Below are 16,599 nucleotides of genomic sequence, written 5' to 3'. Positions count from 1 at the left end.
GAAGTGGTGAGACGATCCAATCGACTTTCGCCATGCCCGGGACCAGCCCGGGCATGGCGAGCGCTAACTCGCCTTTCGCGCTCGTGCCGCCGACCGATGCACCTTCTTCGCGGGACGATGTGTCGTCCGCCGGACTGGGGAATGAGGCCGCCGTTTGGCCGATACCTTGGCCTTCAGGCTTTGCTTGAGCGCATCCATCAGGTTGATGACGTTGTCAGGGCGCTCCTCGTGCTCGGCCGATTTGACCGGCTTGCCGGCGGCCTTGCGCCTGACCAGCGTCTTTAATGCATTCTCGTACTCGTCCCTGAATTTAGACGGATCGAAATGCGCAGCCTTGGTGTCGAGGATGTGGCTGGCGAGTTCGACCATGTCTTTCGATATTTTGGGATTCCTGATGTCGTCGAAATAGTCGTCTTCATTGCGCACCTCATACGGATATCGCAGCGTGGTGCCGAGCAGGCCCTTGCCGAGCGGCTCGATTGCAATGACGTGCTCGCGGTTGGTAAGGACGATGCGCGCCAAGGCGACGCGGTCCTGGTCCTTCATGGCGTCGCGGATGACCGCGAAGGCGTCCAGGCCAGCCTTGCCGTCGGGCGCGATATAATAGGGGTGGTTGAGATAGCGCTTGTCGATCTCATCCTTCGGCACGAAGCTGTCGATGTCGATGGTATGATTGCTTTCGATCTGGACCGCCTCGAGTTCGTCCTTATCGATCTCGACGTATTCGCCCTTTTTCAGTTCGTAGCCGCGGCCCTTCTGATCGCTTTCGACGACGTCGCCGGTCTCGGCGTCGACCATTTGCTGCTTCAGCCGATTGCCGGTTTCCCTGTTGATCATGTGGAAACGGGTTTTGTCGACACTGGTCGAGGCCGGATAGAGCAGGACAGGGCAGGATACGAGGGAAAGCTTCAAGGAGCCTTTCCAATAGGCGCGAACGGCCATTACAATCTCCGGCATGGTATGAGTTAAGGGAATCCGGGAACTTGAACGGATATTGAGGGTTTTGGTTCCGGGTTCGCTGTCGCGTGGGAAATGGCCGTGTCGTTGAGAAATCTCTCCACCTACCGGAAAAAGCGCGATTTCGAAAAGACCGCCGAGCCGAGCGGCGAGGCCGCGGTATCGCCCTCGGCACGGCGGCGCTTCGTGATCCAGAAGCACGATGCGACCCGACTGCACTACGACCTGCGGCTGGAATTCGACGGCGTGTTCAAGTCCTGGGCGGTCACCCGTGGCCCTTCGCTCGATCCGCACGACAAGCGGCTGGCGGTGGAAGTGGAAGGCCATCCGCTTGATTATGGGGATTTCGAAGGCACAATTCCCAAGGGAGAATACGGCGGCGGCACCGTGCAGCTTTGGGATCGCGGCTACTGGGAAGCCGACGATCCGGAGCGCGGTTTCAGGAAAGGCGACCTGAAATTCACGCTGCACGGAGAGAAGCTGCACGGCAGCTGGGTGCTGGTGCGGATGCGGCACGATCGCAATGGCGGCAAGCGCACCAACTGGCTCCTGATCAAGCATCGCGATGAATTCGCCCGAGAAGGCAAAGCCAACAACATCCTGGATGAAGACGAGTCCGTCGCATCGGGACGCACGATGAGCGCCATTGCCGAAGGTAAGGGCAACGCGCCGAAGCCGTTCATGACCAGGAAATCCGCCGGCGCGAGCGCCAAGGCGGTCTGGAATTCGAACCGCGGCGATGCGGCGGAAGCACGCGCGAACAACAAGGCGACCGCATCGCAACCCGCCCCGGCCGCCAAGGGCAAGAAGGTTTCGGCGATACCCGATTTCGTCGCGCCGCAGCTCTGCATATCGGTCGATCGTCCACCCGCCGGGGACGGCTGGTGCCATGAGATCAAGTTCGACGGCTACCGCGTGCAGTTGCGGGTCGAGGATGGCAAGGCCAGGCTGAAAACCCGGAAAGGACTTGACTGGACCGAGAAGTTTCAGGCCATCGCCAAGGAAGGCAACTCGCTTCCGGATGCCCTGATCGATGGCGAGATCGTCGCGCTCGACCACCACGGCACGCCGGACTTTTCGACGCTGCAGGCGGCGATCTCCGACGGCAAGACTGGCAATCTGATTTTCTACACGTTCGATCTGCTGTTCGCGGACGGAATGGACATTCGCTCGTTGCCGCTCCGCGAGCGCAAGCAGCGATTGAAGCAGTTGCTGGAAACGCGAAACGGGAAAAACGCCCGGCGCAAAGCGGGGTTGATCCGCTATGTCGAGCATTTCGAGACCGGCGGCGACGCCATTCTGCAATCGGCGTGCAAGTTGTCGCTGGAGGGCATCGTCTCCAAGAAGCTCAGCGCACCCTATCAATCCGGCCGTTCGGAGAACTGGACCAAAGCCAAATGCCGCGCCGGGCATGAGGTGGTGCTGGGCGGTTGGAAAACCACCGCCGGCAAGTTCCGTTCGCTGATGGCGGGCGTCTATCGCGGTGACCATCTGGCTTTCGTTGGGATCGTGGGCACTGGATTCGGACAGGATACGGTCAGGCGCATCATGCCGGCGCTGAAAGCGGCGGCCTCGGACAAGAGCCCGTTCGGCGGCAAGGACGCGCCGCGCAAGACATCCGACGTGCATTGGCTGAAGCCAGAACTCGTTGCGGAGATCGAATTCGCCGGCTGGACCGAGGGCGGCAACATAAGGCAGGCAGCATTCAAGGGATTGCGCCAGGACAAGCCAGCGGATGAAGTAAAGGCGGAGACACCGGTCATGACGAGGATCGCCAAACCAACCGCGAAGGTTGCGCGCCAGTCCGGCAAGTCGGCAAATGGCAAATCCGTCGCGGTGATGGGCGTGATCATTTCCAAGCCCGACAAGGAGCTGTGGCCCGACGGCGGTGACGGCAAAGGCGTGACCAAACTCGATCTCGCCCGCTATTTCGAAGCGGTGGGCGGCTGGATGATCGGTCATCTGAAGGGGAGGCCATGTTCGGTGGTCCGTGCGCCCGACGGCATCGGTGGCGAGAAATTCTTTCAGCGTCACGCCATGCCGGGCGTCTCGAACCTGCTTGAGCTGGTCAAGGTCTCCGGCGACCGCAAGCCTTATCTGCAGATCGATCGGGTCGAGGGACTGGCTGCGGTGGCGCAAATCGGCGGCCTTGAACTGCATCCATGGAATTGCGCGTCGGATAGGCCTGACGTGCCGGGAAGGCTGGTGTTCGATCTCGATCCCGCGCCCGAGGTTGGATTTGCCGATGTGGTCGAGGCCGCCAGGGACATGCGGGAGCGATTGGCGAGCCTCGGCATGGCGAGTTTCTGCAAAACCACCGGCGGCAAAGGGCTTCACGTGGTGACGCCGCTGCTCTACGGCGCCAGGGACAAAACGACCTGGAAAGAGGCCAAGGCCTTCGCGCAGGGCGTTTGCCAGTGGATGGCCCGCCAAGACCCCGAGCGCTATCTGCTCAACATGTCCAAGAAGTTACGCAAGGGAAAGATCTTCCTCGATTATCTTCGCAACGACCGCATGGCGACCGCCGTCGCCGTGCTATCGCCACGGGCGCGCGATGGCGCGCCGGTGTCGATGCCGCTGACATGGACCCAAGTGAAGGGCGATCTCGATCCGAAACGCTACACCGTCCGCACCGTGCCGGCGCTGCTGGCTAAAACCAAGGCGTGGGACGGCTATGACGAGGCGGCGTCGCCGATAAAGGCGGCGATCAAGAAGCTCGCTGGAAAGTAAGGTGGGTACGGCCCAAGCGTGGCTTTGCCCACCTTGCAATTTTTCGATCCAGCTGGAATTACAATTTCCCGAGGAGCAGCAGGATCAACAGGATCACAACAATGAGGCCGAGACCGCCGCCACCGTAGTAACCGGTGCCATAGAACGGTCCGCCGCCGATGCCGCTGAAACCGCCAAGCAGGGCGATAATGAGAATAATAAGAATGATGGTTCCGAGTGACATGTAATTTCTCCTCCAGCCCGGCAGCCGGCATGTATTGCTCTGCCTGTCCAGCCGTAAAAACGAACGGAAACCCATAAAGTTCCATTTTTGAAACATCATAAATTCAGCGAGCTCTTCTTTTCGAACGAGGTGCAATTACATGCAGTTGCGTCAGGGAAAGGTCCAAAGATGTCCGCGCCTCTCGTTGTTTCGATTCCGCATCGCCTCGGCCGTGAGGAAGCCACGCGCCGCCTGAAGGCGGGATTGACGCGCGCGGCCTCCAGCATCCCGGTGTTGAAAGTCGATGAGGAGAGATGGGAAGACAACCGCATGATCTTTCGCGTTCGCGCGTTGGGGCAGGCGGCGTCGGGCCATATCGATGTAGCGGACGATCATGTCCGGCTGGAAGTCACATTGCCCTGGCTGTTGCAACGGTTTGCGGAAGTAGCCCAGGTCGCGATCAAAAATCGCGGCAATCTGCTGCTGACCAAGCGTGGCTGACGATCAACTCCTGCGCGGGGAGGCGCGCTTAACCCTGGCCCTCAGCACGGCGACGAGCAGGTGATTGAAAATATCGGAGAGGCGTATCTCCGCGCTGCCGACCCCACCGCGGGAGCCCGCCACGGAATAGCCATCGACACGGATCGCGCCATCATAGCTCTCGGCGCGGGGCCACGCCCGGCCGCCTTGCGACAATGCCGCCAGTGATTTTGTAACGACTGTTATGGCGGCGTCACGGCCACGGCGCCGGGCGAAGGCGATGACATGGCCGCGATGCGGGCCGATAACATCGATCGGCTGATAGTCGCCATGCGTAAATACGTCAGCAAGCTCGGTGCGAAGTTTCAATAGATGCCTGGTCCAGGCCAGCTTGATACGGCCGTCAGGCCAATGTCGCGCCAGGTTTTCCCAATCAGGATCTCCCGCTGCCGCCAGTGCGGCGGCGCGCTGCGCAAAATCCACCGGCCGGCGGTTGTCGGGGTCGACCAGCGACAAATCCCAGAACTCCGTCCCTTGATAGAAATCGGGCACGCCGGGCATCGTCGCCTTGAGCGTGATCTGGCTGAGCGAATTCAGTGCGCCCAGCAGCGACGTTCGCTGCGCCAGCATCTCCAGCGATTCCAGGAATTCAGCCGAGGCCCGACGATCCAGAATCCGTTCCAGGAACGTCCGCAACCCTGACTCATAGGCTTCGTTGGGATTGAGCCAGCTGGTTTCCTGCTTGCCCTCGCGCGCTGCCTTTAACGCATAGGCCTGCATCCGCTCCAGAAACGCAGCGTCGCGTTCGCCTGACGGCCAGGCGCCGAGCAGGGTTTGGTACAGCATGTATTCAAACGTCGCCGACGGCGCGCGCATCCCGCTTTCGATCACCAGATGCGGAGCGTTCAGGATTTTCCACCGAGCGACGGCGCTGGTCCATTCGCCGGGAAGCTCCGTCAGCGCCATCAATCGGGCGCGGGCGTCTTCGCCGCGTTTGGTATCGTGTGTCGCGGTCGTGGTCATGCCATGCGGCCAATCCTTTGCGCGTGTCTTCATCGCCGCGTGAAAGGCTTCGACCGGAAGCGCTTTGGCCGAAGGATCGCCGCCGACCTCGTTGAGCGCGAGCAGGCGGTGGTAGCGATAGAAGGCGGTGTCTTCCAGCGACTTTGCCATCAGAGGCCCGGTGAACTGTTGCACCTTCAATGCGAATCGGCGCACGCGCGGCGCGCTGTGCAAGGCGCGGCCGGGCTTGATCAAATCCATCGTCAGGGTGTCGCGCAGGAAATCGAAAATGCCGTCGTCGGCGGCAAACCAGTCCGCGCGCGCCTTTTCGATCGTCTGACAAATCAGCGCATGGTCGTGTCCGGTCTGAACCGCTGCGGTCAAATAGGTGCGGTAGACCGGGAAATGCAGCACGTAGAGTTCGAGCGCCTGCCGCAGGCTATCGGCGGAATAGTCGCGGGTGGAGTAATGGCCGCCGGCGATCCGCGCCAAAAGGCGTCTGAGCACCGTGAATTCGCTGGTCAACAAGGTCTCGAGCACCCGGCGTTTGGCGTCCTTCAGGACAGGCTCCAGGGTCGGCGACAGATTGCTGATTTGCCGCCATACCTCGTCGAGTGGGCCGAGCCCGTCGCCGTCGACCAGGACCTGCGTGATGGCATTCAGCCACTCATAGCCGGTGGTGCCGTGGACCCCGCTAAAGGCATGCAGTTTTTCGTGCTCGCCAAGGATTTTCTCGACCACCGTGTAGAACGGTTTTGTCGTTCGGCCCTGGGCGTTCCGGATCAGGCGGCGCAGACGCTGGAAATATTGCGCGGGATCATGCAGGCCGTCGATGTGGTCGAGCCGCAGGCCCTGTATCGTACCTTCCGCCACCAGCCTTTTGACGAGGCGATGAACCGCGTCGAACGTTCCGGAATCCTCGACCCGCAATCCGGCGAGCGTATTGACGTCAAAGAAGCGCCGATAGTTGATGTCGCTGGAAGCGAGTCGCCAATGGCCGAGCTTGTAATGCTGCCGTTCCAGCAGATGGTGCAGCGTCAGGACCTGGGCGGCACGATCCGGTGCCGCCCGATAGGCGTCGAGCCCCCGTGCGATAATTTCCGCGCCGCCGGCAATGCTTTTCAGCTCGGCCTTGAGAGCGGGAGCCTCCTTGCGGTTGGGATGATGCAATCCCTTGTAACGCGACGCGAGGTCGAGCATCCGTTTTCCCGCCGTGCCATCGTCAGCGCTGGCTTCCTTGACAATGCTGCGCAATATCTCGCCGTAACGCTCGGGCGCGATCGGCAGGCGGTGCTCGAAATACCAGGCCGAAAAGCTGCCTTCACCGGCATCGTAGCGAAGCTCGATCTCCCCTTTTTCAAGCGCTTCGCCATAGGACGAGCCGAGGATCGGCAGCAGCACGCCGGGCCGGGTCCGGTACGGCAAGATGTCCCAGTCGATATCGAACGACACCGCATGCGGCGAGGCCGGACCCCATTCCAGCACGTCGAGCCACCACGGATTATCGGCGAAATGCACGCCAACGTGGTTGGGTACGAAATCGAGAATGAGGCCAAGGTCGTGCTGCTTTAGCGCTTGGCTCAACCGCTGCAGGCCGGCATCGCCGCCGAGCTCCGGATTGATCCGGGTGTGATCGACGACATCATAGCCATGGGTGCTTCCCTTGCGCGACTTCATGAAAGGCGAGGCATAGAGGTGGGTAATGCCAAGTGCTTTCAGGTAGGGGACGATCGCCGCCGCCGCGTCGAAATCGAAGTTCGCCGTAAGCTGGATGCGATAGGTCGCGACCGGAATAGCCGGAGACATCAGCGCGCTTCCAGACGCCAGAAGACCGACCATGGCGCGAGCGAGCGGCCGGCATCGCCGCCCCAGATGCTGATGCCCGACGTGTCGGTTTGATGCGTGCGCGCTTGCTCGGACAGATTGGCCAGCAGGCGAAGCGTGGCGTCGCCGCCCATCCGCCAATGGGCCGTCAGCAAGCCATTTTCCGCTGCATGGGCGTCGCCAAAGGTAGCGCCAGCAAGCCGCGGCACGATCTCGCGCTGGCGTATCGCAAGGAGTTCCCGCACCAGCATCAGCCGTTGGCGCCCCGCCGTCTCGTTGCGGGCATCCCAATCCAGCACCGCGGATTGAAACGTCGCGACATCCAGCGGGTCGGGGACCTCGTCACCGTATTTGGCATAGGCCCAGGCGTATTCCCTGCGTCGGCCGTTACGCACGGCTTGCGCGAGATCGCCTTCGAAATCGCAGAAGAACAGGAACGGCGCTTTCGAACCCCATTCTTCGCCCATGAACAGCATCGGGATCGCCGGCGCCAGCAGGGTAATGGCGAGGGCGGCTTCGATCGCCTTGGCGCTTGCACTGCCTTCGAGCCGGTCGCCGAGCGCGCGGTTGCCGATCTGGTCGTGGTTTTGCAGAAAATTGACAAAGGCGGTCGGAGAGAGCGCGCCGCTCGGTTCGCCGCGCAATTGCCCGCCGCGATATTCGGAGGCTTCGCCCTGGTAGACAAAGCCGGACGCCAGTGCCCGCGCCACATCTTGCAGCGGCGACTTCGCGTAGTCGCCATAATAGCCTTGCGTCTCTCCGGTCAGCAAAACGTGCCAGCCATGATGATAATCGTCGTTCCACTGCGCACGGTATTTGCCGCATGCCGGATCTTGTCCGGGATCCAGCAAGCTTGCGATATTATCACCGTTTTCGAGCACCAGATGGATGTGACGGCCGGTCGCCGTGGCAAGCTTGCCAACGGCATCGCTGAGATCGTGCAGCATCGGGATTTCACCCGGCTCAAAGATAGTGTTCACCGCATCCAGCCGCAGCCCGTCGAAGCGGTATTCTGTCAGCCAATACAGGGCATTCTCGATAGCGAAAGCGCGGACCTCTTGCACCCGATAATCGATCGCGCTGCCCCAGGGCGTCTGCGCATCGGTAAAGAAGCCCGGCGCATAGCGGCCGAGGTAGTTTCCTTCGGGGCCGAAGTGGTTGTAGACCACGTCGAGAAATACCGTCAGCCCGCGCAGATGCGCTTCGTCGATTAGGGCCTTGAGATCGTCGGGACTTCCATACGCGCTGTCGGGTGCATACCACAACACGCCGTCATAGCCCCAGTTGCGCCGGCCCGCGAAATCCGCAAGCGGCATCAATTCCAGCGCGGTGATTCCAGTGTCCACGAGATGATCGAGTCTTCCGATCATGGCGCGATAGGTGCCTTCCGGCGTGAAGGTGCCGACATGGGTTTCGATCAAGACGGTTTCCTGCCACGGACGCCCGCGCCAGCCCTCGGCGCGCCAGGGATAAGCGGCGTGATCGATCACTTCGCTTGGGCCTGAGACGTCTTCGGGCTGGAATGCCGAGGCCGGATCGGGCACATCGATCTCGTCGTCGATGCGGAATTGATAACGGGCGCCGGCCTTGACGCCGGCGATCTCGGCGGAAAACCAGTCGTCAGCACCACGCCGAAGGGCATAGGGCTTGTCCAGCAGCACTTCGACACGTTTTGCCGCCGGCGCCCATAGACGAAATGACGCTCCGGTTGTTGTCAGTCTTGCGCCAAATTGCCGTTCATTCATGCCGAGCCCGCAAAGGCAAGGACCGAGCGGGGAGGAGCCTTGGCATCGGCTCCCGACGCGAAGTCCGCGGTTGTCTGTTTGCTGTCCGCGGTATTCAATACTTGTTGCCAGGCTTTGTATTCCCGCATCTTCGGCAATTTGAACGCGATTGCTTCAGTGGCGGCGTTCAGTACGATGAAAATCGGCGCGTGACCTTGTTCGGCTGGACCCAGTACATACGACAGAAAGCGGCCTTCCGGAAAATTCCAGTCCTGCTCCTTCATCTCTTCGGCGGCCGGCGTCAGCCACAGCACGCCGTAGGATCCGTCCGCGCGCCGCCCATCGAGCCAGTGATGCGAGCGGATTTGTGCAAAGCGCCGCCGCAACCCGGTCATGTGGCCGACGAAGTCGGTGAGGTCGTCGCCCTCGCGGTTGAGCCCATCCCAGCCGATCCAGCCGATTTCGTTGTCCTGGCAATAGGCGTTGTTGTTGCCGTTTTGGGTGTTGCCGACTTCATCGCCGGCCAGGATCAGCGGCAGGCCCTGCGCCAGCAGTAGGCATGCGAACTGGTTTTTTCGAAGCTGGCGCCGCACCGCGACAATTTTTTCGTCGTCGGTCGGGCCTTCATGGCCGCAATTGTTGCTGTGGTTGTCGCTCGAGCCATCGCGATTGTCCTCGCCGTTGGCCTCGTTGTGCTTCTGGTTGTAGCTGAACAAATCCGCCAGCGTGAAGCCGTCATGCACCGTGATGTGATTGACGCCGGCGCGCTGGGTCCGGCCGTCGTGATTGAACACGTCGGAAGAGCCGGTCATGCGGCTCGACACTTCGCCAATCAGGCTGCCTTCGCCGCTCCAGTAGCGTCGCATCGCACTGCGATACTTGTCATTCCATTCCGACCATTGCGAGGGAAACGCGCCGACCTGGTAGCCGCCCATGCCGAGGTCCCAGGGCTCGGCGACCAGCTTCACCGAAGCGAGTACCGGATCCTGGCGGATCGCGGTGAGAAATGCGGAATTGCGGTCGAAGCCGCCCGGCCCGCGCGCCAGCGTGGTGGCGAGATCGAACCGGAAGCCGTCGACATGGCAGACTTCGACCCAGTAGCGCAGCGAATCCATCACCATCTGCAGCACGCGCGGATGGGTGAGATTGACCGAACTGCCGCAGCCGGTGAAATCATCGTAGAACCGCGGATTTTCCGGCTTCAGCCAGTAGTAGGAGGCGTTGTCGATGCCACGGAAGGACAGCGTCGGGCCCATATGGTTACCCTCGGCGGTGTGGTTATAGACGACGTCGAGCATCACTTCGATCCCGGCGTCGTGCAGCCGCGCCACCGTGGTGCGAAAGGCGTCGAGCGGATTGTCCTGCGAGTAGCGCGGCTCCGGCGCGAAAAACGACAGCGTATTGTAACCCCAGTAGTTCACCAGCTTCTGTTCGACGAGTCTTCGGTCGTCGACAAGCCCGTGAATCGGCAACAGCTCGATGGTGGTGACGCCGAGCCGCTTGAGATGCTCGATCATGGTCGGCGAGGACAGTCCGCCATAGGTACCGCGCAGGTTGGGCGGCACGTCTTCGCGTTTCTGCGTCAGGCCCTTGACGTGCGCCTCGTAGATAATGGTGTCTTCCCAGGGGATGTTCGGTCGCATTTCGCGGCGCCCCCAGTTGAAGGTCTCGTCGACGACGACGGCCTTGGGCATGCCGCGGGCATTGTCGCGCCGGTCGAACGAGAGGTCCTCGCGTGCGCTGCCGGTGCGATAGGCAAAATGTGCGTCGCTCCATACCAGTCGGCCGGCGAGGCGCTTGGCATAGGGATCGAGCAGCAGCTTGTTGGCGTTGAAGCGGTGGCCGCGGTCGGGCTCATAGGGCCCGTGAACGCGATAGCCGTAAAGCTGCCCCGGCGAAACGTCGTTGAGGTAGCCGTGCCAGACGTCCTCGGTGCGCTCGGGCAGTTCGATGCGCTCAAGTTCGCGACGCCCCTGGGGGTCGAACAGGCAAAGCTCGACCTTTTGCGCATTGGCGGAGAACAGCGCAAAATTGGTGCCCCGGCCGTCCCAGCTTGCACCGAGACGTGAAGACGTTCCGGCGGTCAGTCGCATGCTTAGCTTTCCGGTACGAGAAAAATCGCGGCCAGCGGCGGAACGGTGAGATTGAGTTCGGGCGCCGGACCTTCCAAGGTCCGGACCTGGCCGACATTGCCGACATTGGTGCCGCCGTAATGCGCGGAGTCCGAATTGAGAACCTCGCGCCAGGTGCCGGCGAACGGCGCCCGGACGCGATAATTGTAATACACGTTCGGTGAAAAATTCACGACGACGAGGCAGCGCGCGCGGGCATCTTTGCCCTTGCGGATCCAGGCGAAGACGTTGCCGCCGGCATCGTCGGTCACCAGCCACTCGAAGCCGGATGACTCGCAGTCCAACTGGTGCAGCGCCGGCAATTTGCGATAAAGCCCGTTGAGGTCGCGGATCAGCGACTGAATGCCGGCATATTTCTTTTGATCGAGCAGGTGCCAGTCGAGCGAACGGTCATGGCTCCATTCGCGTTCCTGGCCGAATTCGCAACCCATGAACATCAGCTTCTTGCCAGGGTGTCCGAACATGAAGCCGTAATAGGCGCGCAGGTTGGCGAAGCGTTGCCAGTTGTCGCCGGGCATCCGTCCCAGCAGCGAACGTTTGCCGTGGACCACTTCGTCGTGCGACAGCGGCAGGATGAAATTTTCCGAGAACGCGTAATGCAGACCGAACAGGATGTCGCCGTGATGAAATCTGCGGTGGATCGGATCCTTGCTGATGTAGTTCAGCGTGTCGTGCATCCAGCCCATGTTCCATTTGTAGCCAAAGCCGAGCCCGCCATATTCGACCGGGCGCGATACCTGAGGCCAGGCGGTGGATTCTTCCGCCGCCGTGGTGGCTTGCGGAAAGCGGGCGAACACTTCGGTGTTGAAACGGCGCAGGAAGTCGATGGCTTCAAGATTTTCGCGGCCGCCGTGCTTGTTCGGTATCCAGCCTCCCGCGGGCCGGCTGTAGTCGAGATACAGCATGGAGGCGACCGCATCGACGCGCAGGCCATCGATGCCATAGCGCTCCAGCCAGAACAGCGCGTTCGACACCAGGAAATTGACGACTTCGGTGCGCCCGTAATTGTAGATCAGCGTGCCCCAGTCGAGGTGACGGCCCTGCAGCGGGTTGGCGTGCTCGTAAAGCGAGGTGCCGTCGAAGTGACCGAGGCCATGCGGATCGTCAGGGAAATGTCCGGGTACCCAGTCCAGCATGACGCCGAGACCTTCGCGATGACAGGCATCGACCAATGCGGAAAAATCTTCCGGCGGCCCGAACCGGCTGGTCGGCGCATACATCCCGGTCGGCTGGTAGCCCCAGGAGCCGTCGAACGGATGCTCGCTGATGGGGAGAAATTCAACATGGGTAAAGCCGAGATCGCGGGCATAGCGCGGCAACTGCTCGGCGAGGTCGCGATAGGTGAGCCACTCGTTGTTGCCCTTGCGCCGCCACGAGCCGAGGTGGACCTCGTAGATCGAGACCGGCGCGCTCAGCGCATTGACGTCCGCAGGCGCCGGACGCGGATGCGGCAGCCTGGTCTCGTCGAAAACGATCGAAGCGGTGTTCGGACGCATTTCGGTGGCGAACGCCATCGGATCGGACTTCAGCGGCAAATGCTCGCCCCGTGGGCCGACAATATCGAATTTGTACCGATCGCCAGGGGTGGCGTGGGGCACAAACAGTTCCCAATAGCCCATACCGCGCACCCGCATCGGATGCCGCCGCGCATTCCAGAAATTGAAATCGCCGACGACGCTGACCCGCCGCGCATTGGGCGCGAACACCACGAAAGCCACGCCGTCGACGCCGTCCAGCGTCATCGGGTGCGCGCCGAGCTTGTCGTAAATCCGCTGATGGGTTCCTTCACCGAGCAGATACAGGTCGAAGTCGCTCAAAACAGGCGGAAAGCGGTAGGGGTCGTCGAGATCGACCACGGTATCGCCGAAGCGGGCACGCAGCTGATAGCGTTTGGCGCCGTTCGGGAGCGCGCCGGCAAACAACCCGGCATCATGAATCCTCACCAATGCGGCCGCCTTGCCGTGCTCGTCGATCGCATCGACCTTCGAGGCCTCCGGCAGGAATGCGCGCACCACGGTCCTGCCGCCCTCGGTGTGGAGACCGAGATAATGAAAGGGGTCGGCGTGGCGGCCCTCCACAATCGCATAGGCCTCCGCGGATAGTTTGGTCATGCGGCCTCGTTTGGTCGCTGGGACAATATTCGAAGCATCCTCGTCAGCGGGACGCGCGGCCATTCAGGCAGGTGGGTCAACTCGTATTCGACCTCATGAAGCGTTTTTTCAAGCAGAAAGAAATTGAGCATCTGCCTGGCGGCCTGCGGATCGGCCGGCCACAGCGCTGAATTTGCCATGGCCTCGCGATAGGCTGCGAGGAACGCCATCACCGAGCGATCGCGCCAACCCGCCAGCGCCCCGGCCAATCTGCCTTGCTCGTCGGGCGCCACCTTGAGGGCGCGCTCGAACGCGGCCGTGACCGAATGGTCGATCGAACGGATCAGGCTGGCGACGTCGCGCGCCGCGGGGGCCTTGCGCCGCCGCTCGGCCAGCGGCCGGCTGGGTTCACCTCCGAAATCGATGATGAAGATGTCATCCTTGACGATCAGCATCCGCCTCAGATGGAAGTCGCCATGGCAGCGGATGTTGAGGCCTCCGATGTCAGGCGGAAGCAGCGTATTGAAGCGATCAAGCAACGTCGCGTGCTGCGCCAGCACTTGATCGATCAGCAGGCGATCGGCTTGCCCGATCATGTTCCGCCGCTGCTTCAATGCGTCGAAGGCCTGGTCAGCGCGGGCGGTTGCGTCTTCGATCCAGAGACGCACGTCGGCGGGTTGGGTCGGTTCCGGCCTGAAATCGGCGAATTCGTCGCTGCCGGCGAGCGCAAGATGCATCTCGGCGACGCGCCTTCCGGTTTGCGACATGTAGCGAAGATAGGAGGTCTGCTGCTCGCTTTCGCCGGCGCGGTCGCCTGTTCCCAACAGGCGTTGTTCTTCGACAAACCGGTCGAGATAGGCGGACGTCACGGTCCAGGCGTCGCCCTGATTTTCGACAAGCGCATGCAAGACGGCGATAGCGCTCCGCATCTCGCCTTCGACCAGTTCGACGGTTCCGAGCAGCGCCGGCGTATTGGCAAAGCCTGCGGTCTCGGTCAGAAACCGACCGATCTCGATCTCGGGATTGATGCCGGGTTCAAGCTTTCGATAGAGCTTCGTGACATAGTCATTGTCGACCAGCGCCGTGGTATTTGGCTTTTCGGCTTCGATGGCGCGAATATGCTCGGGTGGCTTGATCGGCTTGTCCGGAAACCCGGCGGTCGGCCTGAATTCAAGGCGCGCGCCCTGTTCTTCGACGGTCAAGGTTTCGCGGAGATTGCGCAGCAGCAGCGAAATGAAGATCGGGTCGGTCGCAACATCCAGCAGCGTGCCTTCCCGCGCGCCCTGGCGTACGGCTGCAAACGCGCGGGGATTATAGCGTTCGCGGTCGAACCGCACCCATTCGATCCGCATCGGCAGCACGTAGCGCGCGGCTGTGCCGTGTTTTGTCGTCGCTTCGAAGAAAGCGAGCCAGGGACGGTTGTCGCCGATATCGCAGAACGGAATCGCCGAGGTCAGCACCGGGTGAATTTCCCGTGCCGAACGTTCCGGATACCAGTGGGTTCGCGCCAAGAACTCCGGCAATACATCGCGTTCGAACACACCGCGGGTACGCGCCAGCGACATCCAGGTCGCGCCCAGCGGCACCACCAGGGTCTCGAATTCGGGAACGGCCGTCGGCTCGACGCGCTCCGACTCGAGGGGCCTGCGAAGCTGAAACCAGTAGAAACCATAGGGCGCCAGCGTGATCATATAGGGCAGTTCACCGATCGCCGGGAAACGGGTGCGGCCCAGCATCTCCAGAGGAATGCGATCCTTCCAGGCGGAAAGATCGAGTTCGGTGGCTTGCGCCGATCGCGACAGGTTGGCGACGCAGAGAATGACCTCGTCGCCATACTGCCTGACATAAGCGAGTACCGAGCGGTTGACCGGCCGGATGAAGGTCATCGAACCGCGGCCGAACGCCAATGTGGATTTGCGCACTGCGATCAGGCGTTTGGTCGCGCTCAGCAGCGAGGAGAGGCTGTGCGACTGGGCCTCGACGTTGACCGCCTCGTAGCCATAGACCGGATCCATGATGGTCGGCGCGTAAAGCCGCGCCGGATCGGCGCGGGAGAACCCGCCATTGCGGTCGGGCGTCCATTGCATCGGTGTCCGCACGCCGTTGCGGTCACCGAGATAGATATTGTCGCCCATTCCGATTTCGTCGCCGTAATAGATGATCGGCGTTCCCGGAAACGACAGCAGCAGCGAATTCATCAGTTCGATCTTGCGCCGGTCGTTGTCCATCAGCGGCGCCAGCCGCCGGCGAATGCCGACATTGATGCGGGCGCGGGGATCGTTGGCGTAGGTCGACCACAGATAGTCGCGCTCGACGTCGGTGACCATTTCGAGCGTCAGTTCGTCATGGTTGCGCAGAAACAGCGCCCACTGGCAATTGTTCGGGATATCCGGCGTTTGGCGCAGGATGTCGGTAATCGGAAAGCGATCCTCCTGCGCGATCGCCATGTAAATCCGCGGCATCAGCGGGAAGTGATAGGCCATATGACATTCGTCACCGCTGCCGAAATATTCCTGCACATCTTCCGGCCATTGATTGGCCTCCGCCAGCAGCACCTTGCCCTTGGCGTAGGCGTCGAGCTCGGCGCGCAGCTTCCTGACGATGGCGTGGGTTTCCGGCAGGTTTTCATTGTTGGTGCCGTCGCGCTCGCACAGATAGGGGATGGCATCGAGACGGAAGCCATCGACGCCGGTGTCGAGCCAGCGCTTCATGACTTGCACCAGCGCGCTGACCACGCGCGGGTTGTCAAAATTAAGGTCCGGCTGATGCGAGAAGAAGCGATGCCAGTAAAACTGGCCGGCTTCCGGGTCCCAGGTCCAGTTCGATTTCTCGGTGTCGGTGAAGATGATCCGGGTGCCCGGATATTTCTGGTCGGTGTCGCTCCACACATACCAGTTGCGTGCGCTGGAGTTCGGCACGCTGCGGCGGGCGCGCTTGAACCAGTCGTGCTGGTCGGAGGTGTGATTGACGACGAGTTCGGTGATGACCCGCATGCCGCGCCGCTTGGCTTCGACGATGAAGCGCTTGAAATCCTTCATGGTCCCGAAATCGGGATTGATGGCGCCGTAGTCGGCGATGTCGTAGCCGTCATCGCGGCCGGGCGACGGATAAAACGGCAGCAGCCATAGCGCGGTGACGCCGAGGTCCTGCAGGTAGCCGAGTTTTTCGGTCAAGCCGGCGAAATCGCCGATCCCGTCATTGTTGCTGTCGGCGAAAGCTTTGACGTGGAGCTGATAGATGATGGCATCCTTGTACCAAAGCTCGCCGCCGTCGAGGGCGGTGACCGGCAACTCGGTTGCATCGTCGATGGATGACATCAGGTGCATCACGCCCTCACGTCAGACCGCGAAAGAGCATGGTAGGTAGGGCCCCGCCGAAGACGGCGCTATCGACAGTTCGAGTGGTTTTGTTCACGGTGATGCCATTGGCGTCGAAATGGCGTCCCATTTCGTTTGCGG

9 protein-coding genes are annotated in these 16,599 nt (G+C 61.6%); 2 read left to right on the top strand and 7 right to left on the bottom strand.

Annotated elements, in window-relative coordinates; all coding sequences use genetic code 11:
- Window positions 1–63: 63 nt before the first annotated feature.
- Window positions 64–942 (bottom strand): Ku protein, encoded by an 879-nt coding sequence (locus E7813_RS05455; protein ID WP_291571638.1) that lies wholly within the window; start codon window positions 940–942, stop codon window positions 64–66.
- Between the two features lie 96 nt (window positions 943–1,038).
- Here E7813_RS05455 and ligD point away from each other — a divergent pair, with 96 nt between their 5' ends.
- Complete coding sequence (ligD, locus tag E7813_RS05450; protein ID WP_291571636.1) at window positions 1,039–3,687, top strand: DNA ligase D; 2,649 nt, start codon at window positions 1,039–1,041, stop codon at window positions 3,685–3,687.
- A gap of 58 nt (window positions 3,688–3,745) precedes the next feature.
- Here the strand turns inward: ligD and E7813_RS05445 are convergent, their stop codons facing one another.
- Entirely contained in the window at window positions 3,746–3,910 is a 165-nt protein-coding gene (locus E7813_RS05445; RefSeq protein WP_291571634.1) for a DUF3309 family protein, read from the bottom strand.
- A gap of 168 nt (window positions 3,911–4,078) precedes the next feature.
- On the opposite strand from E7813_RS05445, the gene E7813_RS05440 reads away from it, so the two are divergent.
- On the top strand, window positions 4,079–4,390 hold the full coding sequence (locus E7813_RS05440) for a polyhydroxyalkanoic acid system family protein (RefSeq protein WP_291571633.1): 312 nt from the start codon (window positions 4,079–4,081) through the stop codon (window positions 4,388–4,390).
- A 3-nt stretch (window positions 4,391–4,393) separates the two neighbouring features.
- Here the strand turns inward: E7813_RS05440 and treY are convergent, their stop codons facing one another.
- Genes treY through treS form a run of 5 tightly spaced genes read right to left on the bottom strand, consistent with a single transcriptional unit; the run spans window position 4,394 to window position 16,467 of the window.
- Entirely contained in the window at window positions 4,394–7,177 is a 2,784-nt protein-coding gene (treY, locus tag E7813_RS05435; RefSeq protein ID WP_291571629.1) for a malto-oligosyltrehalose synthase, read from the bottom strand.
- Window positions 7,177–8,940: a malto-oligosyltrehalose trehalohydrolase gene (treZ, locus tag E7813_RS05430; protein WP_291571627.1), complete on the bottom strand. Its 1,764-nt coding sequence runs from the start codon at window positions 8,938–8,940 to the stop codon at window positions 7,177–7,179. The genes treY and treZ overlap by 1 nt, the downstream gene beginning before the upstream one ends.
- Window positions 8,937–11,012: a glycogen debranching protein GlgX gene (gene glgX, locus E7813_RS05425; protein ID WP_291571625.1), complete on the bottom strand. Its 2,076-nt coding sequence runs from the start codon at window positions 11,010–11,012 to the stop codon at window positions 8,937–8,939. Before glgX ends, treZ begins: the two co-directional genes overlap by 4 nt.
- Before the next feature lie 2 nt (window positions 11,013–11,014).
- A complete protein-coding gene (gene glgB / locus E7813_RS05420) occupies window positions 11,015–13,162 on the bottom strand; it encodes a 1,4-alpha-glucan branching protein GlgB (protein ID WP_291571623.1) in 2,148 nt (715 codons plus the stop codon).
- The gene (gene treS, locus E7813_RS05415; RefSeq protein ID WP_291571621.1) at window positions 13,159–16,467 is read right to left on the bottom strand and encodes a maltose alpha-D-glucosyltransferase; all 3,309 of its coding nucleotides are present in this window, start codon (window positions 16,465–16,467) and stop codon (window positions 13,159–13,161) included. The genes glgB and treS overlap by 4 nt, the downstream gene beginning before the upstream one ends.
- Between the last annotated feature and the right edge of the window lie 132 nt (window positions 16,468–16,599).

The sequence above is a fragment of the Bradyrhizobium sp. genome (assembly GCF_004799405.1).
Taxonomy (GTDB): domain Bacteria; phylum Pseudomonadota; class Alphaproteobacteria; order Rhizobiales; family Xanthobacteraceae; genus Bradyrhizobium.
This window is presented reverse-complemented; position numbering and strand designations above follow the sequence as displayed.

What these genes read in the sequence shown, in the direction of transcription:
- treS (WP_291571621.1), bottom strand. Translation starts at nt 16,467, where the DNA reads ATGCACCTGATGTCATCCATCGACGATGCAACCGAGTTGCCGGTCACC.
- treY (WP_291571629.1), bottom strand. Translation starts at nt 7,177, where the DNA reads ATGTCTCCGGCTATTCCGGTCGCGACCTATCGCATCCAGCTTACGGCG.
- E7813_RS05440 (WP_291571633.1), top strand. Translation starts at nt 4,079, where the DNA reads ATGTCCGCGCCTCTCGTTGTTTCGATTCCGCATCGCCTCGGCCGTGAG.
- glgB (WP_291571623.1), bottom strand. Translation starts at nt 13,162, where the DNA reads ATGACCAAACTATCCGCGGAGGCCTATGCGATTGTGGAGGGCCGCCAC.
- E7813_RS05445 (WP_291571634.1), bottom strand. Translation starts at nt 3,910, where the DNA reads ATGTCACTCGGAACCATCATTCTTATTATTCTCATTATCGCCCTGCTT.
- E7813_RS05455 (WP_291571638.1), bottom strand. Translation starts at nt 942, where the DNA reads ATGGCCGTTCGCGCCTATTGGAAAGGCTCCTTGAAGCTTTCCCTCGTA.
- glgX (WP_291571625.1), bottom strand. Translation starts at nt 11,012, where the DNA reads ATGCGACTGACCGCCGGAACGTCTTCACGTCTCGGTGCAAGCTGGGAC.
- treZ (WP_291571627.1), bottom strand. Translation starts at nt 8,940, where the DNA reads ATGAATGAACGGCAATTTGGCGCAAGACTGACAACAACCGGAGCGTCA.